This is a genomic window from Agrobacterium sp. GW821-FHT14E08, from assembly GCF_058803865.1.
On sequence record NZ_JBXAPJ010000001.1, the window covers coordinates 556,588 to 580,853 of the forward strand.

At 59.4% G+C, this 24,266-nt stretch carries 24 protein-coding genes; 11 read left to right on the forward strand and 13 right to left on the reverse strand.

The genetic code is table 11. From position 1 onward, the window contains the following. Window positions 1–125: 125 nt before the first annotated feature. Window positions 126–1,154 (forward strand): sensor domain-containing diguanylate cyclase, encoded by a 1,029-nt coding sequence (locus tag AC1ROR_RS02740; RefSeq protein WP_498589160.1) that lies wholly within the window; start codon window positions 126–128, stop codon window positions 1,152–1,154. A 32-nt stretch (window positions 1,155–1,186) separates the two neighbouring features. On the opposite strand, the gene AC1ROR_RS02745 is transcribed toward AC1ROR_RS02740, so the two are convergent. Then, a complete protein-coding gene (locus tag AC1ROR_RS02745; RefSeq protein WP_142169845.1) occupies window positions 1,187–2,113 on the reverse strand; it encodes a Gfo/Idh/MocA family protein in 927 nt (308 codons plus the stop codon). Window positions 2,114–2,424: 311 nt separating this feature from the next. Between AC1ROR_RS02745 and AC1ROR_RS02750 the strand changes: the two genes are divergently transcribed. The 5 genes from AC1ROR_RS02750 to AC1ROR_RS02770 all read left to right on the forward strand — a co-directional run bounded on the left by AC1ROR_RS02750 (window position 2,425) and on the right by AC1ROR_RS02770 (window position 8,659). After that, window positions 2,425–3,639, forward strand: coding sequence for a GGDEF domain-containing protein (locus AC1ROR_RS02750; protein WP_498588545.1), 1,215 nt, complete (start codon window positions 2,425–2,427; stop codon window positions 3,637–3,639). A 114-nt stretch (window positions 3,640–3,753) separates the two neighbouring features. Then, the gene (locus AC1ROR_RS02755; RefSeq protein ID WP_498588546.1) at window positions 3,754–5,691 is read left to right on the forward strand and encodes an EAL domain-containing protein; all 1,938 of its coding nucleotides are present in this window, start codon (window positions 3,754–3,756) and stop codon (window positions 5,689–5,691) included. 115 nt (window positions 5,692–5,806) lie between these two features. Then, window positions 5,807–7,468 (forward strand): sensor histidine kinase, encoded by a 1,662-nt coding sequence (locus AC1ROR_RS02760; RefSeq protein WP_498588547.1) that lies wholly within the window; start codon window positions 5,807–5,809, stop codon window positions 7,466–7,468. Beyond that, window positions 7,465–8,073 (forward strand): response regulator transcription factor, encoded by a 609-nt coding sequence (locus AC1ROR_RS02765; RefSeq protein WP_035217923.1) that lies wholly within the window; start codon window positions 7,465–7,467, stop codon window positions 8,071–8,073. Before AC1ROR_RS02760 ends, AC1ROR_RS02765 begins: the two co-directional genes overlap by 4 nt. A 103-nt stretch (window positions 8,074–8,176) precedes the next feature. Beyond that, window positions 8,177–8,659, forward strand: a complete 483-nt coding sequence (locus AC1ROR_RS02770) for a GlcG/HbpS family heme-binding protein (RefSeq protein WP_080834068.1) — start codon at window positions 8,177–8,179, stop codon at window positions 8,657–8,659. 72 nt (window positions 8,660–8,731) lie between these two features. Here AC1ROR_RS02770 and AC1ROR_RS02775 read toward each other — a convergent pair whose 3' ends face one another. Together AC1ROR_RS02775 and AC1ROR_RS02780 are read right to left on the reverse strand one after the other, a co-directional pair. Further along, window positions 8,732–10,615 carry an ABC-F family ATP-binding cassette domain-containing protein gene (locus AC1ROR_RS02775; protein ID WP_498588548.1) on the reverse strand — a complete coding sequence of 628 codons (1,884 nt, stop codon included), beginning with the start codon at window positions 10,613–10,615 and terminating at the stop codon, window positions 8,732–8,734. Between the two features lie 69 nt (window positions 10,616–10,684). Next, a complete protein-coding gene (locus tag AC1ROR_RS02780) occupies window positions 10,685–11,731 on the reverse strand; it encodes a GGDEF domain-containing protein (RefSeq protein ID WP_498588549.1) in 1,047 nt (348 codons plus the stop codon). A gap of 256 nt (window positions 11,732–11,987) precedes the next feature. Here AC1ROR_RS02780 and AC1ROR_RS02785 point away from each other — a divergent pair, with 256 nt between their 5' ends. After that, window positions 11,988–12,683 carry a glutathione S-transferase family protein gene (locus tag AC1ROR_RS02785; protein ID WP_080836585.1) on the forward strand — a complete coding sequence of 232 codons (696 nt, stop codon included), beginning with the start codon at window positions 11,988–11,990 and terminating at the stop codon, window positions 12,681–12,683. Window positions 12,684–12,786: 103 nt separating this feature from the next. Beyond that, complete coding sequence (ndk, locus tag AC1ROR_RS02790; RefSeq protein ID WP_003496769.1) at window positions 12,787–13,209, forward strand: nucleoside-diphosphate kinase; 423 nt, start codon at window positions 12,787–12,789, stop codon at window positions 13,207–13,209. 101 nt (window positions 13,210–13,310) lie between these two features. Here ndk and AC1ROR_RS02795 read toward each other — a convergent pair whose 3' ends face one another. Beyond that, window positions 13,311–13,823 carry a hypothetical protein gene (locus AC1ROR_RS02795; protein WP_498588550.1) on the reverse strand — a complete coding sequence of 171 codons (513 nt, stop codon included), beginning with the start codon at window positions 13,821–13,823 and terminating at the stop codon, window positions 13,311–13,313. Further along, window positions 13,820–14,371, reverse strand: coding sequence for a CGNR zinc finger domain-containing protein (locus AC1ROR_RS02800; protein ID WP_498588551.1), 552 nt, complete (start codon window positions 14,369–14,371; stop codon window positions 13,820–13,822). Before AC1ROR_RS02800 ends, AC1ROR_RS02795 begins: the two co-directional genes overlap by 4 nt. 61 nt (window positions 14,372–14,432) lie before the next feature. Between AC1ROR_RS02800 and AC1ROR_RS02805 the strand changes: the two genes are divergently transcribed. Next, entirely contained in the window at window positions 14,433–15,329 is an 897-nt protein-coding gene (locus AC1ROR_RS02805; RefSeq protein WP_498588552.1) for a branched-chain amino acid ABC transporter permease, read from the forward strand. A gap of 60 nt (window positions 15,330–15,389) precedes the next feature. On the opposite strand, the gene AC1ROR_RS02810 is transcribed toward AC1ROR_RS02805, so the two are convergent. From AC1ROR_RS02810 to AC1ROR_RS02830, 5 genes are all read right to left on the reverse strand, one after another. After that, window positions 15,390–15,857 carry a molybdenum cofactor biosynthesis protein MoaE gene (locus AC1ROR_RS02810; RefSeq protein ID WP_035217904.1) on the reverse strand — a complete coding sequence of 156 codons (468 nt, stop codon included), beginning with the start codon at window positions 15,855–15,857 and terminating at the stop codon, window positions 15,390–15,392. A 4-nt stretch (window positions 15,858–15,861) separates the two neighbouring features. Next, entirely contained in the window at window positions 15,862–16,116 is a 255-nt protein-coding gene (gene moaD / locus AC1ROR_RS02815) for a molybdopterin converting factor subunit 1 (RefSeq protein WP_082184077.1), read from the reverse strand. After that, complete coding sequence (gene pgsA / locus AC1ROR_RS02820) at window positions 16,116–16,703, reverse strand: CDP-diacylglycerol--glycerol-3-phosphate 3-phosphatidyltransferase (protein WP_045015850.1); 588 nt, start codon at window positions 16,701–16,703, stop codon at window positions 16,116–16,118. Before pgsA ends, moaD begins: the two co-directional genes overlap by 1 nt. A gap of 102 nt (window positions 16,704–16,805) precedes the next feature. Then, window positions 16,806–18,857, reverse strand: coding sequence for an excinuclease ABC subunit UvrC (gene uvrC / locus AC1ROR_RS02825; protein WP_498588553.1), 2,052 nt, complete (start codon window positions 18,855–18,857; stop codon window positions 16,806–16,808). Next, entirely contained in the window at window positions 18,854–19,642 is a 789-nt protein-coding gene (locus AC1ROR_RS02830) for an SDR family oxidoreductase (RefSeq protein WP_498588554.1), read from the reverse strand. Before AC1ROR_RS02830 ends, uvrC begins: the two co-directional genes overlap by 4 nt. Before the next feature lie 350 nt (window positions 19,643–19,992). Here AC1ROR_RS02830 and AC1ROR_RS02835 point away from each other — a divergent pair, with 350 nt between their 5' ends. Further along, the gene (locus tag AC1ROR_RS02835; RefSeq protein WP_035217887.1) at window positions 19,993–20,649 is read left to right on the forward strand and encodes an outer membrane protein; all 657 of its coding nucleotides are present in this window, start codon (window positions 19,993–19,995) and stop codon (window positions 20,647–20,649) included. 117 nt (window positions 20,650–20,766) lie between these two features. Here the strand turns inward: AC1ROR_RS02835 and AC1ROR_RS02840 are convergent, their stop codons facing one another. Continuing rightward, on the reverse strand, window positions 20,767–21,363 hold the full coding sequence (locus AC1ROR_RS02840; RefSeq protein ID WP_035217884.1) for a glutathione S-transferase: 597 nt from the start codon (window positions 21,361–21,363) through the stop codon (window positions 20,767–20,769). Window positions 21,364–21,476: 113 nt separating this feature from the next. After that, entirely contained in the window at window positions 21,477–22,235 is a 759-nt protein-coding gene (locus AC1ROR_RS02845) for a ribonuclease T2 family protein (protein ID WP_498588555.1), read from the reverse strand. A 208-nt stretch (window positions 22,236–22,443) separates the two neighbouring features. On the opposite strand from AC1ROR_RS02845, the gene AC1ROR_RS02850 reads away from it, so the two are divergent. Continuing rightward, window positions 22,444–23,391 carry a lysylphosphatidylglycerol synthase domain-containing protein gene (locus tag AC1ROR_RS02850; protein ID WP_498588556.1) on the forward strand — a complete coding sequence of 316 codons (948 nt, stop codon included), beginning with the start codon at window positions 22,444–22,446 and terminating at the stop codon, window positions 23,389–23,391. Between the two features lie 4 nt (window positions 23,392–23,395). On the opposite strand, the gene AC1ROR_RS02855 is transcribed toward AC1ROR_RS02850, so the two are convergent. After that, window positions 23,396–24,259, reverse strand: a complete 864-nt coding sequence (locus tag AC1ROR_RS02855; protein ID WP_498588557.1) for a 23S rRNA (adenine(2030)-N(6))-methyltransferase RlmJ — start codon at window positions 24,257–24,259, stop codon at window positions 23,396–23,398. Window positions 24,260–24,266: the final 7 nt, after the last annotated feature.

Consider the following 24,266-nt stretch of genomic DNA (forward strand, 5'->3'; position numbering starts at 1 on the left):
TTGCATTATGCGCCAAAAGGGAGCGCACCTTAAACGGGCGCCCGATTTGATCGAGGCGTTCCGGTTGATCCGTCTGCCCTGATCAGGGGCGGCAGCCACGGGCGAAACAGCAGAAGGACATGAGCATGGGACAGGCGATATCGCGACCGGAGAGAGAAACCGAGCGTTTGGTCGCGGTTCGATCAATCATGTCCTTCAAGAATGCGGAAATGCCGGAACTGGAAGTGCTGTCGCAACTGGGGCAGGGGGTTTTTGAGGTACCGCGCGCAGCTGTGCATATCGTCGACGAAGATTGGCTCCATATTGCCGAACAGGCAGGGATGCAGCTTTCGGAATGCCCGCGCGATCTGTCTATCTGCAATCGCGTCATCGCCAGGCAGGATGTCGTGGTCATTTCCGATCTGACCCAGCACCCGGATTTCCGCTTCATGTCCTATGTAAAAGGCGGTCCGGAATTGCGTTCCTATGCCGGCGCTCCAATCGAGCTGGAACCCGGGCTGGTCGTCGGTGCCTTTTGCCTTGTCGATACGGTGCCGAGAAAATTCTCCCACGGCGAAATCGACAATCTGAAGCACTTCGCATTGCTGGCGGCTGCACTCCTGCGTCTTCAGAAAGCCAATTTCACGATGAGCCTGGCGGAGCGCGAATTGCGGGATGCGGCGATGACCGATCCGCTGACCGGCTTTTACAATCGCAAGGCGCTGGAGGCGATTGTCGACAGCCAGCTCGGCGCGGCCCTGCGGGAGAACGAGGCCTTCGGCGTGCTTTATCTCGATCTGGATGGCTTCAAGACGATCAACGACACATTCGGCCATCCGGCGGGAGACCGGGTGTTGACCGCCGCTGCCGCACGCATTCGCAATGCGATCCGCGCCGAGGATACGGTGGTGCGCATGGGCGGTGACGAATTCGCCATTTTCATCCCCCGTCCCAGCACATCTGAGGTGATGAACGGGCTGGCCGACAGGCTTCTGGCCGCTTTCCGCGAGCCCTTCGATGTCGACGGGCAGGCGGTCGGCGCCCGTCTCAGCATCGGTGGCGCAATCGCTCCGCAGGCGGGTTCGGACCGTGCCACGCTTTTGCGCAGCGTCGACGAGGCGCTGTATCAGGCCAAAAAATCAGGGCGCGACCGCTTCGTCAGCCGCGCCCTTTGATATATCTGGCTTCCGGCAACCCCTTGGCCTTCTCAGTCGTAGAAGGAATCCACGAATTTGTGGCGGCCGAGCAGGAAGGCGTCAGCCACATGGGTTAGCGGTGCAAGGTCGACGTCAGAGCGGCCGGCCTTGATGATCTCCGCGAAGCGCTCGTAAAGCGCCGGATATTCCCGTTCCGGCTGCGACAGTTTTTCTTCGCCGTTGATCGAAAGCTTCGCGCCGCCTTCCGACAGAACCATCCGTCCGGCCGCGGTTTCGGCAACGATATCCCAGCTTTGCTTGCCGGTCTGGCGCCAGTCGAATTCGGCGTGCACCGGCATTTTCGTCACGTCCGAAAAATGCAGGTCGGCGGCGATGGGCGCGTCACGGTTCTCCGGGAACTCAAGGGTGGCCTTGGTCAGGAACAGCGCGCGCGGCAGGATGTGGGTGATGATCGACAGCGCATTGATGCCGGGGTCGAACACGCCGAGACCGCCCGCCTGCCAGATCCATGCCTGGTTCGGGTGCCAGTGGCGCACATCCTCTTTCCAGATCACATGTACATTGTCGATTGTCGTCGAGGCGAGAAACGCCTTTGCGGCTTCCACCGCTGGCGCATAACGCGAGTGCCAGCTTGCAAACAGCGAGAGGCCTTTGGAATCCGCAAGGCGGACAAGGTCCTGAACCTCCGAAAGGGTCGCACCCGGCGGCTTTTCAAGAAAGACATGCTTGCCCGCATTCAGCGCGGCATAGGCGGCCTCGTAACGATATTGCGGCGGCATGCACAGCGATACCGCCTCGATCTGCGCAACGGCTTCCAGCATCGCCTCGATGGTGCCGTAGGAAGCCACGCCATCCACCGTGCCGTGGCGGCTCGCCGTGGCGATCAATTCGAAATCCGGATTGCCTGCAATGGCTGGAAGATGCTGGTCGCGAACGATTTTGCCGACGCCGACAATGGCAAGCTTGGTGGCTGACATGGACTGGAACCTGTTTGATTACGTCATGGGATAAAGTGTGACTTTACAAGTTTTTAGCAGAAACAATCAAAGGAGCAAGGTGATCGGCCTCGCAGGATCAGTGTTTTTTCGGTTCGTTACACTTGCAGCAAAAATAGCAGTTATTGCGCATTTATATTGTATTATTTCCGAGTTTTGCAAATATTATCTCGAAATATGAAGTTTTGATTTTTTGTTTTGAATGGATGTGGTTTAATGTATATTCAGTAAATATTCGATGATGACTTTATGAATTTTAGATTTCTCTTTAATAGATTCAAAAGAGCAAGTGTATGTTATTTTTATTTGAGGATGACCGTTCGTCCGGCTTCGTTCAGAAAGTCAACGAAAGCAATCGTCAATTCAATACATATGGATTGGTTTTCGGCATCCTCCTCTATAATCTGTACATATTCGTCGACATGACGCTGGTGCCCGAGATCATCTGGCTGGATCTCGTCGTGCGGTTGTTCATTATCACGCCGCTCCTGTTCCTTTATTTTCCCGCGCGCTATTATGCGGTACGGTTACGACCCGATGCGATCACCCATGAAGCGCTTCACGCGCTGGGTTGTGTTATCGTCGTCGGATCGCTGATGTTCATATATGCTAATGCGCAGACCGCGGCGGCGAGCGAATATTACATGGGCATCGTCACGGTCGTTCTTTACATGAATACGATCCATCGTGGACCGTTTCAGTGTGCCGCTATGGGAACGGTCGGATGCATGGCCGTTTTCATCATCGGCATGCAATATGTGACGGTGACGAGCGAGGTGGCCAAAATGCCGGCGATCATGTGTTCGGTCGGCATCAGCATTGTTTCATTATTCGCGGCCTATCGCATCGAAGAAGTTGATCGGCGGGATTATCTGGCGTCACTACGTGAAAAGACGCTGCTGCAACGTATTCAAAATGCCAATCATGAGCTTAAGCAGCTTTCGCATACCGATCAGCTGACCGGAATCCGCAACCGTCGCAGTTTTGACGAGGCGGCGGACAACGCTTCCGGCAATGGCGGCAGGCCACGGGCGCTCATCCTTCTCGATGTCGACTATTTCAAGAATTACAATGATTCAGAGGGGCATGTGGCGGGTGATGATTGTCTGCGAATGATTGCCGGCAGACTGCGCGGAGCGCTCCGCAAGGATGATGACGACAGAAGTTTCGTCGCGCGTTATGGCGGCGAGGAATTCGTGGTTTTGCTCGACAATTGCGCCGCGCCCGCAGCACTTGCCGTCGGGGAAAGGCTGAGACTGGCCGTGTCCGACGGGGCCATAAGGCATCCGAGCCGTCCCGACGGGCTCGCCATCGTCACCGTCAGTCTGGGAATAGCAGTTTCGATCGATGGCAGGGAAATAACATCGGAAATGTTGAACCGGGCAGATGTTGCGCTTTACGAGGCGAAGCGTCAGGGCCGTGACCGGTTGGTTCTGGCCACCGGGCATAGTGGGGCGATTGCGGGCCCGAAAGGCTTCGCCGGTGCCGAAACCGCCCCGGTAACATAGGCCGGCCGGATCGGTCTGCGGTGTATTTGAATATGGTCCCGCCAAAGGCGGGATTTGTGAAGGCCAAGTGCCGGAACGCCGGCGCCATAACAATAAAGACCGGGGGATATGCAGATGATGGAATTGATCGCCACCCAGGCGGCGGCATCCGCCGCCGAGCTTCCATTTCTGCTGCTCCAGGCCGCCGCCGTCGTCGGCATGGTGTCGGTGCTCATCCTCCTGCGGCGAAACATAGCTCTCGATGACACGCGCTATAAAATCTACTATGGCATTGTCTTCGGAGCGGCCGGCTTTCTTCTGACGCTGCTGGTTTCCGAGTTCATCAAGTTGCCCTCCAAGCCCTACATCCGCTCCGACCTCTTGTTCTTGGCAGGGGTATTGGGTTCATGGCAGGGCGGCTTGATAAGTCTGACACTTATCTCGGCAGGGCGTTTCCTGTTCGGGGGTCCTGCACTCTTTGGGGCCGCATTTCTGGATATGAGCATCATCTCGGCTTTCGGGATCATGATGTATGGCTGGATGCGCAGGCGCAGTCTCACCGAACTCGGTGTTCGGGAAGTCGTTGGCGTATTCGCGATCAGGATTTGCGCGGCATTGCTTGCTGTTTGTGTGACCTACAGTCTCAGCATGATAAGCCAGGATGTTTTTCTGAGTAATGTCGGGCGGCGCATCTTCGGCTCGGTCGTCGGTCTACCCATGATCGCCTGCCTGTTTCTGGTGTTGCGCAGTGAGGCGCGGGCGCGGGACGAGGTCAGGAAACGCGACGCTGCGGCCCGTACGGATTCATTGACAGGCCTGCCCAACAGGCGCGCCCTCAAGGATTATATCGAAACCGCGACGCGGCTCGACCCAGCCGTTCCGCACGCTCTCGTGCTGATCGAAATCGTCAATATCGCCGATGTCGCCGCCTGTGAGGGCGAAGATTGGGGCGATCTTTTCTGGCCGAGGCTGGCGCAGGAGATCTGCGACGATGACAACGGGCTGCTGTCGAAATCAAACGCGCCACGCAGCTTCATGTTCGGCGATACCACGCTTGCCGTCGTCCTGCGGGGAATTGCGCTCGAAAAGTCGGAAGGGACGAGATTGATGATGCGTCTCCACGATGGGCTGAGCGCATTTTCCAGGTCGACGGGGGCGGGACCGGCTCCGTATCTGAAAATCGGTGCCGCCAACCTCGATATGCTTTCCCGGCAGAATGTCGCCTCCTTCCTCCGGCATCTCAGTCTGGCGCTGAAGGGAGGCGAAAACCCGGTGCAGATTTTCCCCTTTTCTTTCGCCGAGAAAGCGACAAGGGACGAAGGGGTGCGGCAGATGCTGGTCAGCTGGATCAAATCCGGCGAGCCGCCGATCTATTATCAGCCGAAATTTGAAATGCATAATCGCCGCATGATTGGCGCGGAGGCCCTTTTGCGGGCGGTGGATGTGCGCGGACAGCCGCTCTCGCCCTATTATGTGCTGGAGATCGCCGAGCGCCACCGGCTGCTTGTGGAGTTCGAGTGGTCGACGATCGAAGCCGTTGTCCGCGATCTCGCCGACCTGCATAGCCTCGATCCGGATTTTCATCTGGCGGTGAATATTTCCGCCTCGTCCTTTGCCTCGCCGCGTTTCGCAGACCGGGTCGTGGCGCTTCTGGACAAAATGGCGGTGCCGGCGCATCGCCTGTCGATCGAGGTGACGGAGATGAGCAGGATACCCACCACGGACATCGTGCAGCAGAATTTCGACAGGCTGAGCGCTGCCGGCGTACGGCTGTCGCTGGATGATTTCGGCACGGGTTACGCCGCACTCACCCTGCTGGCGAGGTTCCCCTTCGAGGAGGTTAAGATCGATCACTGGATGACCTCCCGGCTCGACCAGTCAAGGTTCAGGGAGGCCATCGCGCTCGCCTTCGAAAGCGCCGAGCGTTACGGCGCCAAGCTGGTGACGGAAGGCATCGAAACGGAGGAGCAGAGCAGGCTTCTCATGCAGATGGGCATCCGTTTCGGCCAGGGTTATCTCTATTCACCTGCCGTGCCGCTTGAGCGATTGCAGCCGCGCAGGGAATGCGCCTAGTCCTGTCAAATGAAATTCGGCGTCCTGCGGATTGAATGTTGCCCTGGTCTGTGCTGAGGAAGTTCTTCAACGAACCCATGGTCCGACCGTGTTTTCCGGTCACGCGAGCGAACGCATGTTTGAAAACAACGACGCTGGGAACGACAGACCCGGCAAACCTTTGCCAGAGACGGCGTCCGCGCGGGCAACGGGCGCCAGCCCATTCCTGCGCATTGTCGCTGGTGCTGCGTCCGGTCGCCAGGGCATGCCGGGCGACCCGCGCCTGCCGGCCGCACGGTCCTTGCTCAGGACGCTGCTGGTCTGGGCGCTTTTTATGGTGGCGGTCATTTCCGCCCTGGCGGCTTATCAATATGTGAGCCTGCTTGGCGAACTGGAGCGGCAGAGCGATGCCCTGCAGGCTGAAGCCTCGCGCCGCGCGGACCAGCACGACGCCCATGTGACCGCGCTTTCGGCGGTGGTGCAGGCGGAGCAGGGTGCCAACCACAGCCTGCTGCTCGAAGTGGCGGCGCCGATCCTGCAATTTTACCCGCGTATCGACGAAGTCCAGCTGGTTTCCCTCAACGGCGAAAGTCCTGCCATCGGTACCCGGCCGCTCGAAGATGAACTGGCGACGGCGATCCGCAAGGCGGCATCGGTCTTTACCGGCCGGCCCGCATTGCTGGCGAGCGCATTCAGGCCCGGGCACTATATGATCGTCAAACGCAGCCCCAACAGCGAGACGGCGTCGAAAGTGCTGGTGCTTGCCGTGGACAGTGCGGGACTTTTGGCCTCCGATGCGCCATTCTGGTCGTCGAAACAGGCCGTGATCCGGCTGAAAATGCCGGATGGTACAGTGCTGTTCGGTCCGCAGGAGCCGACTGAAAAACCGCAATATGTCCGGCAGCTGAGCAGCGCCAGCCAGCCGCTGCTTCTGGAGGTTGCCCTGTCCATCACCTGGCGGGACCTTTTACCCGGCCGGGCTCTGCTGGCGGGGGTGACGGGCGCCAGTGTCATTTTCCTCCTCGGCATCGTGATGGCAAGGCAGAGGACGCGCATGCGGGTCGCCGAAAGGCGGGCCGAACTGAGCGGCATGGAAGCAAGGCTCACCCATGCGTCGCGCGTCAATGCGCTGGGCGAGATGGCCAGTGGCCTTGCACATGAACTGACCCAGCCCCTGACGGCGATATTGGCGCAGGCGCAGGCCGGCCGCCGGCTTCTTGCCCGTCATGACCTGGCAACACTTTCCGGGGCTCTGGATGACATGGTCGAGCAGGCGCGATGCGCTTCCAACATGCTCGACCGCTTCCGCAACTGGTCTCTGCCGCACCGCCAGCCGGCGATGGCGCATGACCTGCGCGTGGCGCTACGCAATGTCAATGCGCTGCTGGCCGGTGAGGCGGCGCGTCAGCATGTGGTTATCGATATCGCCGTGCCGGACGTGCCGCTTGCCGTGAGAGTTGACCCGGTGGAAATCGAGCAGGTGATGTTCAATCTCCTGCGCAACGCCCTCGATTCTCTCGGTAGCTCGGAGGTGAGAGGCGTAGTCACTGCCAGTCTAAGCCGGCAGGGCGATTTTGCGGTGCTGGAAGTCACTGACAATGGCCCCGGTGTCGCGCCGGAACTACGCGACCGGCTGTTCACGCCTTTCGCGACCACCAAAAACAACGGCATGGGACTGGGACTTGCGCTCAGCCAAAGGCTGGTGGAGCGCGCCAACGGTGAAATCCTTTATCTCGATGGTGAAAAGGGTGCCGTTTTCCGGGTCGTCCTGCCCATGGCGGAGGCACATAGACCATGACGTTGCCCGTCTATCTTGTTGATGACGATGCGGCGGTGCGCAAGGCGCTGATCCTCCTGTTGTCCACCGTTGGCATCAAGGCGAGGGGCTTTGCCGATCCCATGGTTTTTCTCGGGCAATTGCCGAGCCTCGAGCCGGGCTGCCTCATCCTCGACATCCGCATGCCGGCGATCACCGGCTTGAAGCTGCAGGAAAAGCTGTTGCAGGAAGGTGTCGACTGGCCGGTCATCATCATTTCCGGCCATGGCAATATCGATGCCTGCCGCCGTGCCTTTCGCAACGGCGCGGTGGATTTCCTCTCCAAGCCCGTGGATGAGCAGGATCTGATCGACGCGATCCAGAAGGCGCACCAGACGCTTGCCCGGACGCTGGATGCAAAGGCGCAGCAGGCCGAGACCGTGGCGCTGTTGTCGCTGCTGACAGCCCGTGAGCGGGAGATACTCGAACGCATCGCGCTCGGATTTACCACCCGCCAGATTGCCGATGGGCTTGGCCTGTCGCCGCGCACGGTCGACAGCCACCGCGCCGCCATCGGCCTCAAGCTCGGAACCACATCTCAGGCGGAAATGACAAGGCTGTGGCTGGAAGGCGGCGGGGACCGCTAGACGCGGATCGGTAGAACTACCGACTGGCCGGCCAGTCTTACGGATTCGCGGCTGGGCGCCTTGCGACTAGGGTGCAGTCCTCACCACGCAAGAGGACCTTTCCATGCTCCGTAACCTTTTTATCGCTTCGCTTCTGATTGCCCCTTCGGCAGCCTTCGCACAGTCCTTGCCGACCGCGCCCTATCTGCCGCTCGAAATGGCGGAGAAGGCAGCCAAGGCAGCGCTTCAGGCCTGCACCGCAAAGGGCAGCGCCGTCACCGTCACCATTGTCGCCCGTGACGGTGCCACCAAGGTGACGCTGAAGGCCGACGGTTCCGGCCCGCATACGGTCTCCAGCGCAACCGGCAAGGCCTTTGCGGCCGCATCGCTTGGCCGTGACATTGGCGAGATTGCCGACTTCATCGCTTCCAAGCCTGCCAATGAAGGTCTGCGGACCATGGATGAGCGTCTGGTCATTCAGGCTGGCGGCCTGCCGATCAAGATCGGTGAAGCCCTGGTTGGCGGTATCGGCGTCGGCGGCGCACCGTCGGGCGCCATTGATGCCGAATGCGCCCGCGAAGGCCTCACCGCCATCGGCGCGAAATAAGCATCGTCAATATGGATCCGGCGGCTTCGCAGGAAGCCGCCGTTCTGCACGCCAGCGCCGCGCCGTCGCGCATCAGCCCGCCATTGCTTCCTCATATTCGCCGGAAAGCAGCAGCCATTGCTCTTCCGCATCGGAAAGTTTGGCGGCGGCTTCGCCACGCTCTTTCACCTTCTGCGCGGCCTTGGCGGGCGCTTTTTCATACAGGGCAGGGTCCGCCAGTTCCGTGTCGAGCGCCTGAATCATTTTCTCAAGCTTCGCCGTCAGGGATTCGATTTCATTGATCTTTTTCTTGAGCGGGGCGAGCTGGGCGCGCTTTTCCGCATTGGCCTTACGCTGGTCGGCTTTCGATGCCTGATCGGCGGCGGCCTCGACCTTGTCTTCCTTCTTCTTGCCGGAGGAAACGACGAGATCGCGATATTCCTCCATATCACCTTCGAAGGTTTTGACCGTGCCGTCGGCCACAAGCCACAGGCGATCCACCGTCGCCTCGATAAGATGCCGGTCGTGCGAGATCAGGATGACGGCGCCGTTATAATCGTTCAGCGCCTCGATCAGCGCCCGGCGGCTGTCAATGTCGAGATGGTTGGTCGGCTCGTCGAGGATGAGCAGGTTGGGCGCATGAAAGGCCGCAAGCCCCATCAGCAGCCGGGCCTTTTCGCCGCCCGACAGGTCCTTTGCCGCCGTCGCCATCTTCTCCGTCGCAAGGCCCATCTGCGCCACCCGTGACCGCACCTGGGCCTCCGGCGCCAGCGGCATCAGCTTGCGCACATGTTCGACCGGCGTTTCATCCGGCACGAGGTCATCCAGCTGGTGCTGCGCGAAAAAGCCGATCTTCAGGCCGGGCGCGACCCGGAGATCACCCGCCTGCGGGGCAAGCCGGCCGGAGATGAATTTTGCAAAGGTCGATTTGCCGTTGCCGTTTGAGCCGAGCAGCGCGATGCGGTCGTCATTGTCGATCCGCAGATTGAGCTGTTTCAGGATCGATTTGCCCGGCTCGTAACCCACAGCGCCGCCATTGATGGCGACGATGGGTGATGCCGGCTGCTTTTCCGGTTCGGGAAATGTGATCGGCTGGACATGATCCTCGATCACGGCGGCGACGGTGCCCATGCGCTCCAGCGCCTTGATGCGGCTTTGCGCCTGGCGCGCCTTGGTGGCCTTGGCGCGAAAACGGTCAATGAAGCTTTGCAGATGTTTGCGCGCAGCGTCGTTCTTGACCTTGGCCTTCATCTGCAATTCGTCGGCCTCGGCCTTCTGCCGCTCGAACTGGTCGTAACCGCCGCGATAGAAGGTCAGCTTCTTCTGATCCAGATGCACGATGGAGTTGACGGCGTTGTTCAGAAGATCGCGGTCGTGGCTGATGATGATGACGGTATGCGGATAACGGCGGATATAGTCTTCCAGCCAGAGCGTGCCTTCGAGGTCGAGATAGTTGGTCGGCTCGTCAAGCAGCAAAAGGTCCGGTTCAGCAAACAGCACGGAGGCAAGCGCCACGCGCATGCGCCAGCCGCCAGAGAAGGAGGAGGCGGGGCGAAGCTGAGCCTCGTGATCGAAACCGAGGCCGGCAAGAATGCTCGACGCGCGGGCCTCCGCCGAATGGGCGTCGATATCGACGAGCCGCATCTGGATTTCGGCGATCCGGTGGGGATCGGTTGCTGTTTCCGCCTCGGCCAGCAGCGCGCTTCGTTCCTTGTCGGCGGAAAGCACGATGGAAATCAGCGATTCTTCCGTTCCCGGTGCTTCCTGTGCCACTTGGCCGATGCGCGCCTGTTTCGGGATCATTACCGAACCGCTTTCTGCCGAAAAATCGCCGGTGATGACCCGGAACAGGGTGGATTTGCCGGCGCCGTTGCGGCCAACGAGGCCCGCCTTCACGCCCGCGGGAAGCGTCACGCTGGCATGGTCAAGAAGCAGGCGCCCGGCGATGCGTGCGGAAAGATCGGTAATCGTAATCATGGCGCCGTTTTGGCTGAACTGCGTGGCCAAGGCAAGAGCGCCCGCGCCACACCACATCAGAATGCAGCGTCAACAGCCCAGCTGCGCCAGATAGCTGCTGCGGCTGTGCTGCGCCACGTCGCGGGAGTAGCCGGTGACGCAATTGCGCATGCCGCAGCGGGCGGAGAGCAGGGCGAGTTCGGCATGGCTGAAAAACTCGGCGGGCGTCGTCGTGCCGTCCACTGCCGCAACCCCGATCGATACCGTCAGATGTTCGCCTTCGCCCTCGCTGGTTACGAAGCGCAGGGCCGCCACGTTTTGCCGCAACCGCTCGGCAATCGCTTCGGCCGTATTTTGCGAGACGCCGGCAAACAGGAAGGCGAATTCATTGCCGCCGATGCGGGCCACGAAATCGTCCTTCTTGATCGTCTTGCGGAAGAGCGCGGCGAGCCGTCGAAGCGCCTTGTTACCGGCGGTGGGGCCGTATTTGCCGTTGATTTCGCGGAAGCGATCAATGTTGAGCAGCACCAGCGAGGTGGCGGACGCCGCCTGATCGCCCGCATAGAGATCCCCGAGTTTTTCAAAGAATGCCGCCCTGTTGGGAAGCGCCGTCAGGGCGTCACGCAGGGAATTCGCCTGAAGCTCGGCCCGGCGTTTTTCGACCTCGCGGATTTTCATCACGCCCATGGAGACGAAATGTTTGAGGCTGGTCTGTTCCTCGTGAATGTCGCCCATCAATTGCGCAAGCCGCTCCAGTGACGGTGGCTCATGCCGGTCTTCATCGGTAAGGCTGGTGACGAATGTTTCAGTCCGCTGCAGGCCGGCCTCCAGCCGCGCGGAAATCTGCTTGAGGGTTTCGAATGCCTCTGTCGCCATCTGTTCCGCCTCGATCCGGGAGAAACCGGGCAGATTGTGTCTCTGACCGACAATGTCGATTTCATGCTGTTGCGGCGCGTTGCCAAGTGCCAGAATATCGCGCCCCATCGCCGGATTATGTCCGGACAATATTTCATAGATCAGTTCATAATTGCGGGGCAGCGGCGCAATGTTCATCTTGGCGATGAATTGCGTGATCCTGGTAACGACAAGACCGTTTCTGGACTGTTCGCGTTTTTTATCGCCAGCAGATGTCGTCACGGTCAGCCCCAAAGAGATCGTATTTACGAATTCGCCGAAATAGTCGGTTTCCGAGTGGGGTTACTTATACACGCGACGGTTTAAAATAGCCTAAACTCGCGAGAGATTTTCGCCTTCTTCAAGCATAAACTGCGGCGTGGCGAAGGTCGTCCGTCGCAAACGGCTTTTGATCGATAACATGACAAATCCTGATTTGATTTCAGGCGACGGCCGTTCTTATATCGCCTCTCCGATAGTACAGAAGAGGGTGCAGCCTATGACGACCTCCAGAACCTTGTATTCGCTTTGCGGAAGTGACAGCTCCCGGCCGTTTTCTCCCCATTGCTGGAAAACAGTGCTTTCGCTGGCGCATAAGGGACTGGATTTCGAGGAACGCCCTTTGCCATTCACGGTGATACCCACCGTGGAGGATGGTTTTTCGAAGACGGTGCCGATCCTTCGTGATGGCGACCAGCTGGTGAGCGACAGCTTTGAAATCGCCCTTTATCTCGATGATGCCTATCCGGAGCGCCCGTCGCTTTTCAACGGGGAGGGCGGCAAGGCAATGGCGCGTTTTGTTGAAAGCTGGTCGCAGACCCAGCTTCACCCGGCCATCGTCCGCATTGCCGTGCTCGATATCCACGACATGCTGGACGAGCCGGATCGCCGTTATTTCCGTGACAGCCGGACGAAGGCGCTGGGACGGCCGCTGGAGGATGTGGTGGCGAACCGCGAGGCGGAGATCGCTGCCTTTCCGCTCCTGCTGGCGCCAATCCGCCGTATGCTGAGCTTCCAGCCCTTCATTGGCGGCACATCGCCGCTATTTGCGGATTACATCGTTTTCGGCGCGCTGCAATGGGCAAGGATCACCACCGGGGCGGATTTGTTTTCCGAAAACGATCCGGTCCGCGACTGGTTCGAAGGTTGCCTCGATCTCTACGATGCGAGAGGCCGCAGTGTGACAGCGGCGTGAAATGTCTGTTCTCATCGCTGCAATATGGGTGAACCCCCTTGTTTTCGGGAGTTTGGGCGGGTAAAGACCGCCCACTTTCTCTGAAGGAAAAGGAAACGGACACATGGCGATTGAACGCACATTTTCGATGATCAAGCCGGACGCAACCAAGCGTAACCTGACGGGCGCGATCACCAAGGTATTTGAAGACAACGGCCTGCGCGTCGTCGCCTCCAAGCGCGTCTGGATGAGCAAGCGCGAAGCCGAAGGCTTCTACGCCGTTCACAAGGAGCGTCCCTTCTTCGGCGAACTCGTTGAAGGCATGACCTCCGGCCCGACCATCGTACAGGTTCTGGAAGGCGAAAACGCCATCCTCAAGAACCGCGAAATCATGGGCGCCACCAACCCGGCCCAGGCTGCGGAAGGCACCATCCGCAAGACGTTTGCGCTCTCCATCGGCGAAAACTCCGTTCACGGTTCCGACGCTCCGGAAACCGCCGCACAGGAAATCGCCTACTGGTTCGCTGAAACCGAAATCGTCGGCTGATTCAAAATATCAACGGCTTGAATCGCCCTCTCAGGTGATTATGTGAAGCCGCTGAAAAGACTCTATGAAACGGAGCCGAAGGGCTCCGTTTTTTTATTTGTTCAGGAGGCGGGGCACCCCTCGACCGGCCGCATATCCATCGTGCCATCAGGTTTGAACACCTCTGGATTGGGCGTATAGAGCGGCCCGACCACCAGCGGCTTGGCCGGAAGAAGCGACTGGTCCGTGTCGGAGCGGATCGTCGTCTCTATCGTCTGCAGAATATCGCCTTCCGGCCCCTTGATGCGGATGGTGACCTTGTAGGGCCGGTCCTGTTTCACGCATTCGACCGGCGGGCTTTGAATGGCAATCTTTTCATCCATCGGGAAAATCTTCTCCCGGGTCGTCAACTCAGCGCCGCCTCGGGGGTTTTCGAAGGTCGCCTCCACCGTACTGCCGTCGCGGATGGGCGCAACGCGTTGCAGGGTTACCAGATAGGTCGCAATCGCCACCCGATAGTTGAAGACGAACATACGGCCCGAAACCCTCGCGACATCGCGCGGCTCATCCCGCTGGCAACCGGAGAGGGCCAGCGTCGCCGCAATCGCCAGCAATGAAACGGCAATTCCTTTCATTCCTCTGCCTCCTTCTTCCGATGATAGTGCCGGCTGGCCTTCTGTCGGTTGCCGCACACCGCCATGTCGCACCAGATCCGGCTTCTGTTCTTGCTGCGGTCAATGAAGAGCCAGCCGCAATTGCCGCAAATCTTCAGCCGCTCCTGCGTCTCTACTGCCAGCAGCGACAGGGCGGAATGGGCGGTCGCATTGCCGAGGCTCGTGGCGGACGGAAACGACCGTAATGCCGCGCCGCAGGCGAAAAGAAGCTCCGCCAGCCTGCCGTCATCATTATCGCCAATGGCGATCGAAGAACGGAAATAGCCGTCAATAGCTTCCCGCAGACCGAGAAAAACCGGCCGCTTTTCCGCTTCGGGGGCGATGAGCGCGGGAAATCTGCCTCGCTCTGCGCTGAGACGTATCGCGGCTTCGGCAAAGGCAACGATCTGCTCCTGCGTGGCAAAACGGTCGATCGATTTTGCCGCGTCGGAACGCAAGATGATGCTGTTGGCGACATCAAGTGCCAATGCGCCGCCTGCGAAACGATGAGCTGTCCAGCGAAAGGTCATGGCGCATATTATAACTATCAAAACGTATTTTAACAGTTATAATAATGATGGGAGGACGCGCTTGGCCTATTTCCTGCAACAATTGCTGAATGCCGTGCCGGTCGCCTCGCTTTATGCGGTTCTGGCCTTCGGCTACGCGATCGCCTTTTCGATCACCCGACGGGCGGATGTCACCTATGGCGCGATTTTCGCCTTCGCGGGCCAGACCTGCCTGCTATTTGCCGATTTCGGCTGGAACCGGCTGTGGCTGGTCCTGCCCGCAACCCTTGCCCTTGGGGCGGGGATGGGTCTCTTCGGTGGGCTTTGGGCGGCGGCCTTCATCGGCAGGGCGGTGATGCGGCCGCTGGCGAAAGCCTCTCCCAATGCGGTGACGGTCGCCTCCATCGGCGTGCTGATCGCGCTCACCGAAAGCGCCAGACTCGCCGCCGGCACCCGGCAATTATGGCTGCCGCCGCTTTTGTCCGAACCGGTGCATTTCTGGGCTGAGGGCGATTTTGCCGTTACCCTGACGCCGATGCAGATGCTGAATACGGCTGTTTTCTGCCTGCTCGTTCTCGCAGGCTATTTCTATTTGCGGCGTTCCGGCTTTGGCAGACGCTGGAAGGCGGTGTCGGACGATGCTTTCGCCGCCTCGCTCTGCGGGGTGAATGCGGGCAGAATATTCCTGCTGTCCTATTGCGCGGCGGGCCTTATCGCCGCAATCGCCGGCGTATTGGCGACCTTTTATTACGGCACAATGGATTTCGGCGCCGGGCTGGTATTCGGCCTGAAGGTCGTACTCATTTCGGCGGCGGGCGGTTATGCCAGCCCGCTCGTCTGCGCGCTCGGGGCCGCTGCCGTCGGTTTTGCCGAAACCCTGTGGGTTGGTTACGGGCCTGTCATCTGGCGGGATGCGGCCGTTCTGACGCTTCTGGTCGGTTGGCTGATCGTCATGCGCAGCAGGGTGGAAGCGCCCTAGAGCATTCCGAGGAGAAGTCGACGCCAGTTTTCCGTCCGGAAATGCGAAAACGACGAAGCGTCACCGCCACTTGTCCTTGGCCGTGTCATCCGTCGCCTTCGCCGCGATCCAATCGCCCGTCGTTCCATCCTTGCCATGTTCCTTTTTCCAGAACGGGGCGGATGTCTTGAGGTAGTCCATCACGAAATTGGCGCCGTCGAAGGCGGCCTGCCGATGCCGGGCTGCGGCGATGACGAGGACGATATTTTCGCCGGCAGCAATCTTGCCGTGGCGATGGATGGCAGTGAGACCGAGAAGGGCGAAACGCTCGATGGCGAGATCGGCGATACGGGTCATTTCCGCTTCGGCCATGCCGGGATAATGTTCAAGCTCCAGCGCTGCCAGCGTGCCGCCATCGTCACGGCAAAGCCCGGTAAAGGCCACCACCGCGCCGATGCTCCCGTCGCCTTCCGTCAGCCTGCGGGTTTCTTCCCCAGCATCGAAGTCTTCGCGTTGCACGCGGATCGTCGGCTTGACGGCTGGCTGCATCCGCTCATCCCCCGGTCATTGGCGGGAAAATGCCGATCTCGCGCGCGCCGGCAATACTCTCGTCATGCTCGACATGTTCCTGATTGACCGCAACGCGGATCACATCCGGAAATTCGAAGGCGGCTTCGTAGTTTTCGCCACGGGTCGCAAGATAGGCGATCAGCTCACCGGCCGTGGTGACGGAGGAGGGGATGTCCAGCTCCTCCTCGGCCGTACCGATCTTTTCGCGAACCCAGGCGAAATAAACGATCCGTGCCATCATTCTTCGTCCACGATGTGCTTGAGGCCCGCCTTGAAGTAGTCGTAGCCGGTATACATGGTCAGCGCTGCCGCGAGCCAGAGAAGCGTAATCCCCATCTCGGTCGTGTAGGGCAGAACCTTGTCGCCCGCAGGGCCAGCGAGAAGAAAGGCGATGGCCACCATCTGGATGGTGGTCTTCCACTTGGCGATGCGGGTGACGGGAACGCTGACCTTCAACGCCGCCAGATATTCGCGCAGGCCAGAGACCAGAATTTCGCGGCAGAGAATGGTAATGGCGGCCCAGAGCGACCAGCCGGCAATGGTGCCGTCAGCGGCCATCAGGAGCAGCACCGAGGCCACCAGCAGCTTGTCGGCAATGGGGTCCAGCATGCGGCCGATATTGGAGGTCTGGTTCCAGATACGCGCCAGATAACCATCGAGAAAATCGGTCAGCGAGGCGATGATGAACAGCCAGAGAGCCGTCCAGCGCGCGAAATCCGAGCTTTCCAGCTTTCCTTCGACGTAAAAACACAAAACGATGACAGGAACCGCCAGAATGCGGGCATAGGTGAGAAGATTGGGAATGTTATATGCGCGCGAAGCCATGGGAAACCTGTCAGTCTGGATAAGCTGCCTTGATGCCGCCCCTGACGCATAGGGTCAACACGTTATTATGTTTTTTTAGCAGTTCGTTGCGATACCGCGCCTTCAATCGCCACTGCTCTCATGGAAGTGATTGTAGATTTGCCGCGCCACCGCTTCTGAAATGCCGGTGACGTTCATCAGATCGTTGAGGCCTGCGCGGGAAACCGCCTTCGCCGTGCCGAAATGCTGCAGAAGCGAGCGCTTGCGTCCGGGGCCGATCCCCGAAATTTCATCCAGCGGATTGCGCACCATTTCCTTCTTGCGCCGCGCCCGGTGTGAGCCGATGGCGAAACGGTGCGCCTCATCACGCATGCGTTGAATGAAATAGAGCACGGGATCCCGTGGCGGCAGGGAAAAATCGCTGCGCCCATCCGCGAAGAAACGCTCGCGGCCCGCATCGCGGTCCACACCCTTGGCGACACCGATGGCGATCACGCTGTCGCGTATGTCGAGTTCATCAAGGATGGCCCGCACCGCCGTCATCTGGCCCTGACCGCCGTCGATCAGGATCACATCCGGCCAGGTGGGGAAGGGCATGTCGGCGGCTTCCTCCGGCGTTGGCGTCTGCGTCTGCCCGCGGTCGGGCTTGCCCTCTTCCTTCAACAGGCGCGAAAAGCGGCGGGTCATCACCTCGCGCATCATGCCGAAGTCGTCGCCCGGGGTGATGTCGGTCGATTTGATGTTGAACTTGCGATACTGGTTCTTCACGAAACCTTCCGGCCCCGCCACCACCATGCCGCCCACGGCATTGGTGCCCATGATATGCGAGTTATCGTAAATCTCGATCCGGCGCGGCACATAGGGAAGGTTGAAGGTTTCCGCAAAACCCTTCAGCAGCCGCGCCTGGGACGAGGTTTCGGCCAGCTTGCGGCCATGCGCCTCGCGCGCATTGGCAAGAACATGGTCGGTAATGTCCTTCTTCTCGCCGCGCTGCGGCACGCTGATCGTCACCTTGTGTCCCGCTTTTTCACCAAGGGCAGCCGCCAGAAGTTCCTGTTCCTCCACGGTTTCGGAAAGCAGGATCTGTTTCGGTACCGGTTTGTCGTCGTAGAACTGCGCAAGGAACGCATTGAGGATTTCCGAGCCGGGCAGCGATGGGTCCGCCTTCGGGAAATAGGCGCGGTTGCCCCAGTTCTGACCGGTGCGGAAAAAGAACACCTGAATGCAGGAAATGCCGCCTTCGTGATGAATGGCGAAGACATCCGCTTCCTCGATGCCGGCGGGGTTGATGCCCTGATGGCTCTGGACATGGGAAAGTGCGGCCAGCCGGTCGCGATAGACGGCGGCGCGCTCGAAATCGAGATCCTCGGCCGCCTCGTTCATCTGCCGTGCAATCGCGGTCTTGACGCTCTGGCTTTTGCCGGACAGGAAATCCTTGGCTTCCTTGACGAGTTCCGCATACCCCTGATCGCTGATCTCATGCGTACAGGGGCCGGAACAGCGCTTGATCTGGTAGAGAAGACAGGGACGTGTGCGCGTTTCGAAAACACTGTCGGTACAGGTGCGGATCAGGAAGGCGCGCTGCAGAGAATTGATCGTTCGGCCGACTGCGCCGGCCGACGCGAAGGGTCCGAAATAATCGCCCTTGCGCGCCCGCGCACCGCGATGCTTGAAGATCGCCGGTGCGCGGTTGTCGGCGGTAATGAGAATATAGGGAAAGGACTTGTCGTCACGCAAAAGCACGTTAAAGCGCGGCCGCAAGCGCTTGATGAGGTTGGCTTCAAGCAGAAGCGCCTCAGTCTCCGTGCGGGTGGTGACGAATTCCATATGGGTGGTGAAACGCACCATCTGGGCGATGCGGTTGGAATGGACACGGCCCTGCGCATAGTTGCCGACGCGCTTCTTCAGCGAGCGCGCCTTGCCGACATAAAGCACGTCGCCCGCCTCGTTGAACATGCGGTAGACACCCGGCGAATTCGGCAGGTGTTTGACGAATTCGCCGATGAGGTCCATGCCCTTCAGGCCGGATTCATTCTTCCAGCCCGCATTCCAGTCCATGCCGGCAACGTCGCGCGGAGCCTCGGCCGCTTCTGTTACGGCAAGGCTTGCATCGTCGTCTTCGTCGTCGGTTTCATCGAAGAGAATACCGCCATCAGGCAGCTTCTTTCCGTTCATTCATTAATCTCCGCCACATCAGGGGTTTCCCAGCCAAGGTGCTGGCCGCCGTCGAGCGCGATCATTTGTCCGGTGACCGACGGCGTGTCGAAAAGAAAGCGAATCGTCCGCCCGAACTCATCTGCGGCAGGACCACGCTTTAATATAAGGCCGTCGATCTGCGCCTGAAAGTCCTCCGGCGCCTGTCTTTCGCTTTTGAAGGTGGGACCCGGTCCGATGGCATTGACCCGGACGCGTGGTGCAAAGCTCTGCGCCATCGTCCGCGTCGCGGTCCAAAGGGCGGATTTCGAAAGCGTGTAGGAGTAAAAACGCGGCGTGAGCGCAAGCACGCGCTGGTCGATGATATTGACGATCAGCCCGGATTTATCCTGTGGCAATTGTTCGATGAAGGCGGCCGCGATGAGGGAAGGGGCCCTGACATGCACGGCAAAATGCGCATCGAAGACCGCCGGATCGGGAGCCTCAGCCGAATCGTTGAGGAAAACGGACGCATTATTGACGACGACGCCGATGGGGCCGAGCGCGGAAGATGCCTGTTCGACAAGCGCCATTGTCGGCGCAGATTGTGTCAGATCCGCCTGAACGGCGAGGGCTTTGCCACCGTTTTGCCTTATTTCGTTAGCGAATTCCTCGGCTTCAGCCATCGAGGCATTGGCATGGACGGCGATTGCAAAGCCGTGGGCGGCCAAATCCGTGGCGATCGCCCGCCCAAGCCTTCGGGCGGCTCCGGTTATCAAGACTGTCTTCGGTATATTTTCTTTCACGGCGGACCTGCATTTGCTCATCTCAGCCCTATTTGCTGGATATAAATGCAAATCGCAAGCTGTCCGTCGGCCCCAAAAGAATTGGGCGATTTTTTATTCACAATGCAATTTCGGTTTAATTTGAATATAACTAAGTTTAAAGCCAATCTATTGCTGATTAGGCTTCTGTTAGGGTTAATAAAACCCTTGTGGCAATTAGGCAACGTCTAATTCTAGTCACGTCTCTGCCCCAAACAATTCACATTTTGGCTCTTTGATCTCCGCATTCTCCCATCAAGTTCAGTTTCCAGAGGGGCGATTAACCCGACGATTTTTACACCGCGTCTGAAAACAATGTTTTGAGTGCAGAGCGGTCCTGAAAGGAGAATAGCATGCGTATTTTCGTAGCAACCCTTATGGCTTCGACCATGGCAGCCGCCGGCTTCTCGGCTGCTCACGCCGCTGACGCCGTAAACGAAGTGCCCCAGGCACCGGTGTCCTACGACCAGCCCGCACCGGTCAAGGATTGGTCCGGCGCTTACCTCGGTGGTACGGTCAACTATGACTGGGGCCGTTTCAGCTCCAGCAATGACGGCCGTGACGCCAAGGGCTTCGGTGGCGGCCTCTACGGTGGTTACAACATGCAGAGCGGCCAGATCGTTTACGGTGCTGAAGCAGACGTGAACCTGGGCGACGAGAAGGGCTCCGCCGGTACGGTTGCCGGTAACGCCGTCGAAGGCAAGCAGGGCGTCAACGGCTCGCTGCGTGGCCGCGTTGGTTACGACATGAACCCGTTCCTGCTCTATGGTACGGCCGGTCTTGCTGTCTCCGACAACAAGGTTCGTGACGCGACCTCCAAGGACAGCGCCACCGCCCTCGGTTACACCGTTGGTGCCGGTGTTGAAGCCATGGTTACGGACAACATCACCGCCCGTCTGGAATATCGCTACAGCGACTACCAGAAGAAGGACTACGGTCTCGACTCCGGCGCGTTCTCGCGTGGTTTCGACGATCACTCCGTCAAGGCCGGTATCGGCGTCAAGTTCTGATCCTTCTCGGATCGGTAAAGGAAAAGCCGGGGTTTACGCCCCGGCTTTTTTGTTTCTGCGGCATGTGCCCAGAATAAATGCCCGGCGATCAGGCCGGGCATCTGTCTTGCTTCTGCGTCAGGCGGCGGCCTTCATTTCGGCGTAGGCTTCGAAACGCTTGCCGAATGTCTCGGGCCACTGCGCCAGCGCATCTCGCCCTTCGGCCCATTCACCGGCGAAACGCAGATCGAGATAACCGATCATCGCCGCAAGCGCGAAATGGCCGCCATGCAGTTTCTTGCCGGTTTTCGGCAGGTTTGCATTCAGATGGTCGAGGCCCTTCACCACCTTTTTCCACTGCTTGTCGATCCATGGCTGGTGAATCTTGTCTTCGGGGCGAAAACGGCGCTCGTAAACGATGGCGAGCAGGCAATCCATGATGCCGTCGCAAAGCGCCTCCAGAATTTCCACTTCCGTGCGCTTGCCATTCTTCTTCGGGTAGAGCTTGCCGCCCGAAAGGCGATCCAGATAGTGCATGATCGCCACGCTGTCATAGACCGAACCGCCATCATCCAGCAGCAGGACCGGGATCTTGCCGAGCGGATTATTGTCCATCAGCGTTGCCGGCTCGGCATTGGTGTCGACGCGCACGGAGGTGATGTCGATGCCGAGATGGCGGGCGGCCATGCGCACCTTGGCGGAGTAGGGGGAGGCGGGCGAATAGAGCAGTTCCATGGTCGGGTCCTATGGGTTGACGTCGGGTAACTAGAGTATGTCCAACAAACTACGTAGCGGCTTTATGTCTGGAAAATATGTAAAATAAAGAAATAGGGCGCATCCGGTCCGCCTTAGCGAATGGGAACGATTTCTGTCGCACTGGCGCGGCAGCCCTTGCGGTCCAGCTCGGGGCACTCACGGAATGTCATGTCCCTGTTGAGGCAGATGCGGACTTCCTCGAGGCGCTTTCCATCGCAGCTGATCGAGACGCCGCGTTTCGACATGCCGGGATTGGCATCGGTGAAGGCTGTTTCTATTGCGTCCGCAGAGAGGCTGGCCGCTCCGGCACCCGAGGCAATCCTCTCCGGCAGCCTGACCGTCTCGAAGGCGGCCCGGGTTGCCGAGAAATAGTCCTTCTGCGAAAGGCCGGAGCACGAGCCGTGTTTGCGCCACTGGTGGCCGATCAGGCCCATGGAAGGCATGATGTCGAACATGGTACGGCCGATCGCGTCAGGCACACGGTCCGGTTCGCTGCTTTTGCAGAATTCGGGATAGCCAGTCTCGTTTTGCGGCCAAAGCCCATGCACGACGAAACCGTAACGCCGGTCGCTGCCGCATTGCTGGCGGTTACCGGAGCCTTCGGAACTGGCGCAGAATGCCGGCGACCAGGATAGGGAGAGAACGTAAAAATCGAAGCCGGTTCCGCGGGCTGCAGATTTGCCGCCAGCGTCGTTCCGGGCATTGTCCGGCTGGGAGCGCCCGGCCGGTTGCGACGGCGGATAGATGGTCCAGCCATTTGATGAATTGCTCGGGGCGGGTTTTTCCTGCGCAAACCAAAGCGCTGCAAGCGACAGAAGACCCAAGGCGATGAAACCCGCATAACGCTTCATTCCGCGCACGTTCCCCCGAAAATGGACGACCTCATATCACCGTCGGCGACAAATCGGTCTTACATAAATTTGTGAACGGGGCAAACGGGCAATCTTCCATGAAAAGGTTGAAAGCTTCGCCGCATAACGAATAAAGTCAGACGAATCTTCCGCGAAAGACGGAAGTTGGGCTGGGGTGAAGCTGGGGGAAATAGGCGGGCATGGCCGCATGACATTGAAGAAATACATCTGGCCCGTCGTTGGTCTGGCGACAATCGGTTTTTCAGCCTGGCTGCTCTATCATGAGCTGCGCGGCCTCTCGCTTGATGACCTGTGGGAAAGCCTGATGGCAATTCGCACGCGGGACTGGCTGTGTTCCGGCCTCTCGACGCTGGTGGCCTATGCCGCCCTTGCCGGTTACGACCGTATTGCGCTCCAGCATCTCGGCCGCAAGGTGAACTGGTTCTTCATCACGCTTACCTCTTTCACCACCTATGCGCTTTCCCACAATGTCGGCGCGTCAGTCTTTTCCGGTGCCGTGGTGCGATATCGCGCCTATACGTCCAAGGGGCTGAGTGTCGGGGAAGTTGGCGTGCTCGTCGCCCTTTGCTCTTTCACCTTCACCATCGGCACGATCATGCTTATCGGCATGGTGCTGGTCTATGAGCCTGACATTACCGAACGCTTTACCGGTATCCTGCCCGTAGAGGCATCGACGACAACCGGCATCCTGCTGCTTGTCGTTGTCGGTCTTTATGTGCTCGGCAGTCTCCTGAAGCTGAAACCGCTGAAAATCCGCTCGTTTTTCCTGCCCTATCCCGCGCCCAGACTGGTGGCGCAACAGCTGGTCATCGGTCCGATCGAGCTGATCGGCGCGGCGGGCATCATCTATTTCGCGCTGCCAGAGGCGGGAAATCCGGGGTTCATGATCATCCTCGGCATATTCCTGATTTCATTCTCGGCGGCGCTGATTTCGCACGCGCCGGGTGGGCTCGGCGTGCTGGAACTGGTCTTCGTCACCGGCCTGCCGGATATGAACCCGGCGGACGTGATTGCGGCGCTGCTCGTCTTCCGGCTGTTCTACCTCATCATTCCCTTCATCATGGCCCTGTTCGTGATCCTGTTCTTCGAGCGATCACAGCTTGCGCAGGCGCAGAAACGGGAAGGGCTGAGGTAGGCCCTCAATCCTCCTCCGGCTTTTCCTCGCCGCGCAGCCAGAAGGCGCGGTGCGAAGCGTACCGGTCCTGCGCCATCACTGTTTTCAGGAATGGCAGCAGCGTGTGCAGCTCGTCCTTCAGCGTATAGGGCGGGTTGACGATGATGAGACCGGAACCGCTTAAGCCATCCAGCCGGTCGCTTTTCACGGAAAGCTCGGCGCACAGCATCTTCGGAATCTCGAAGGATTGCAGCCGCTCGTGAAAATCCTTGATCGGCGCACCCTTTTTTAGCGGATACCACAGGCAATAGGTGCCGGTGGAAAAACGCCGATAGGCCTTGTTCAGGCCATCCGCGAGCCGCTGATATTCGTTCTCCAGCTCGAACGGCGGATCGACGAGGATAAGGCCGCGCTTTTCCTTTGGCGGCAGATGTGCGCCTAGCGACAGCCATCCATCCAGTTCGGTGACGCGCACCTGATAATCGCCCTCGAACAGGCGCGCGAGCGCCCGGCTGTCGTCCGGATGCAGTTCCATCGCCGAAAGCCGGTCCTGCGGGCGAAACAGCATGCGCGCGAGTTTCGGCGAACCCGGGTAGAATTGCACGCCGCCATCCGGATTGAGCTCCCTGACGGCGGAAAGATAGGGTTCCAGCAATTCGGCGATGGGAGCCGGCAGATCGGCCTCCATCAGCTTGCCGATGCCCGTCTGCCATTCGCCCGTCTTTTGCGCCTCTTCCGAGGACAGGTCGTAAAGGCCGATGCCAGCATGGGTATCCAGCACGCGAAACGCCTTGTCCTTGTTCTGCAGGTAGCGAACGAGGCGCGCGAGAATAGCGTGTTTGAGAACATCCGCGAAATTGCCGGCGTGGTAGATGTGGCGGTAGTTCATGGATCTG

Coding starts and splice junctions, on each gene's coding strand:
- ndk (WP_003496769.1), top strand. CDS start 12,787: ATGGCGATTGAACGCACATTTTCGATGATCAAGCCGGACGCAACCAAG.
- AC1ROR_RS02810 (WP_035217904.1), bottom strand. CDS start 15,857: ATGCAGCCAGCCGTCAAGCCGACGATCCGCGTGCAACGCGAAGACTTC.
- AC1ROR_RS02745 (WP_142169845.1), bottom strand. CDS start 2,113: ATGTCAGCCACCAAGCTTGCCATTGTCGGCGTCGGCAAAATCGTTCGC.
- AC1ROR_RS02835 (WP_035217887.1), top strand. CDS start 19,993: ATGCGTATTTTCGTAGCAACCCTTATGGCTTCGACCATGGCAGCCGCC.
- AC1ROR_RS02740 (WP_498589160.1), top strand. CDS start 126: ATGGGACAGGCGATATCGCGACCGGAGAGAGAAACCGAGCGTTTGGTC.
- AC1ROR_RS02845 (WP_498588555.1), bottom strand. CDS start 22,235: ATGAAGCGTTATGCGGGTTTCATCGCCTTGGGTCTTCTGTCGCTTGCA.
- AC1ROR_RS02770 (WP_080834068.1), top strand. CDS start 8,177: ATGCTCCGTAACCTTTTTATCGCTTCGCTTCTGATTGCCCCTTCGGCA.
- AC1ROR_RS02830 (WP_498588554.1), bottom strand. CDS start 19,642: ATGAGCAAATGCAGGTCCGCCGTGAAAGAAAATATACCGAAGACAGTC.
- AC1ROR_RS02855 (WP_498588557.1), bottom strand. CDS start 24,259: ATGAACTACCGCCACATCTACCACGCCGGCAATTTCGCGGATGTTCTC.
- AC1ROR_RS02785 (WP_080836585.1), top strand. CDS start 11,988: ATGACGACCTCCAGAACCTTGTATTCGCTTTGCGGAAGTGACAGCTCC.
- uvrC (WP_498588553.1), bottom strand. CDS start 18,857: ATGAACGGAAAGAAGCTGCCTGATGGCGGTATTCTCTTCGATGAAACC.
- AC1ROR_RS02760 (WP_498588547.1), top strand. CDS start 5,807: ATGTTTGAAAACAACGACGCTGGGAACGACAGACCCGGCAAACCTTTG.
- moaD (WP_082184077.1), bottom strand. CDS start 16,116: ATGGCACGGATCGTTTATTTCGCCTGGGTTCGCGAAAAGATCGGTACG.
- AC1ROR_RS02755 (WP_498588546.1), top strand. CDS start 3,754: ATGATGGAATTGATCGCCACCCAGGCGGCGGCATCCGCCGCCGAGCTT.
- AC1ROR_RS02800 (WP_498588551.1), bottom strand. CDS start 14,371: ATGACCTTTCGCTGGACAGCTCATCGTTTCGCAGGCGGCGCATTGGCA.
- AC1ROR_RS02850 (WP_498588556.1), top strand. CDS start 22,444: ATGACATTGAAGAAATACATCTGGCCCGTCGTTGGTCTGGCGACAATC.
- AC1ROR_RS02795 (WP_498588550.1), bottom strand. CDS start 13,823: ATGAAAGGAATTGCCGTTTCATTGCTGGCGATTGCGGCGACGCTGGCC.
- AC1ROR_RS02840 (WP_035217884.1), bottom strand. CDS start 21,363: ATGGAACTGCTCTATTCGCCCGCCTCCCCCTACTCCGCCAAGGTGCGC.
- AC1ROR_RS02775 (WP_498588548.1), bottom strand. CDS start 10,615: ATGATTACGATTACCGATCTTTCCGCACGCATCGCCGGGCGCCTGCTT.
- AC1ROR_RS02750 (WP_498588545.1), top strand. CDS start 2,425: ATGTTATTTTTATTTGAGGATGACCGTTCGTCCGGCTTCGTTCAGAAA.
- pgsA (WP_045015850.1), bottom strand. CDS start 16,703: ATGGCTTCGCGCGCATATAACATTCCCAATCTTCTCACCTATGCCCGC.
- AC1ROR_RS02765 (WP_035217923.1), top strand. CDS start 7,465: ATGACGTTGCCCGTCTATCTTGTTGATGACGATGCGGCGGTGCGCAAG.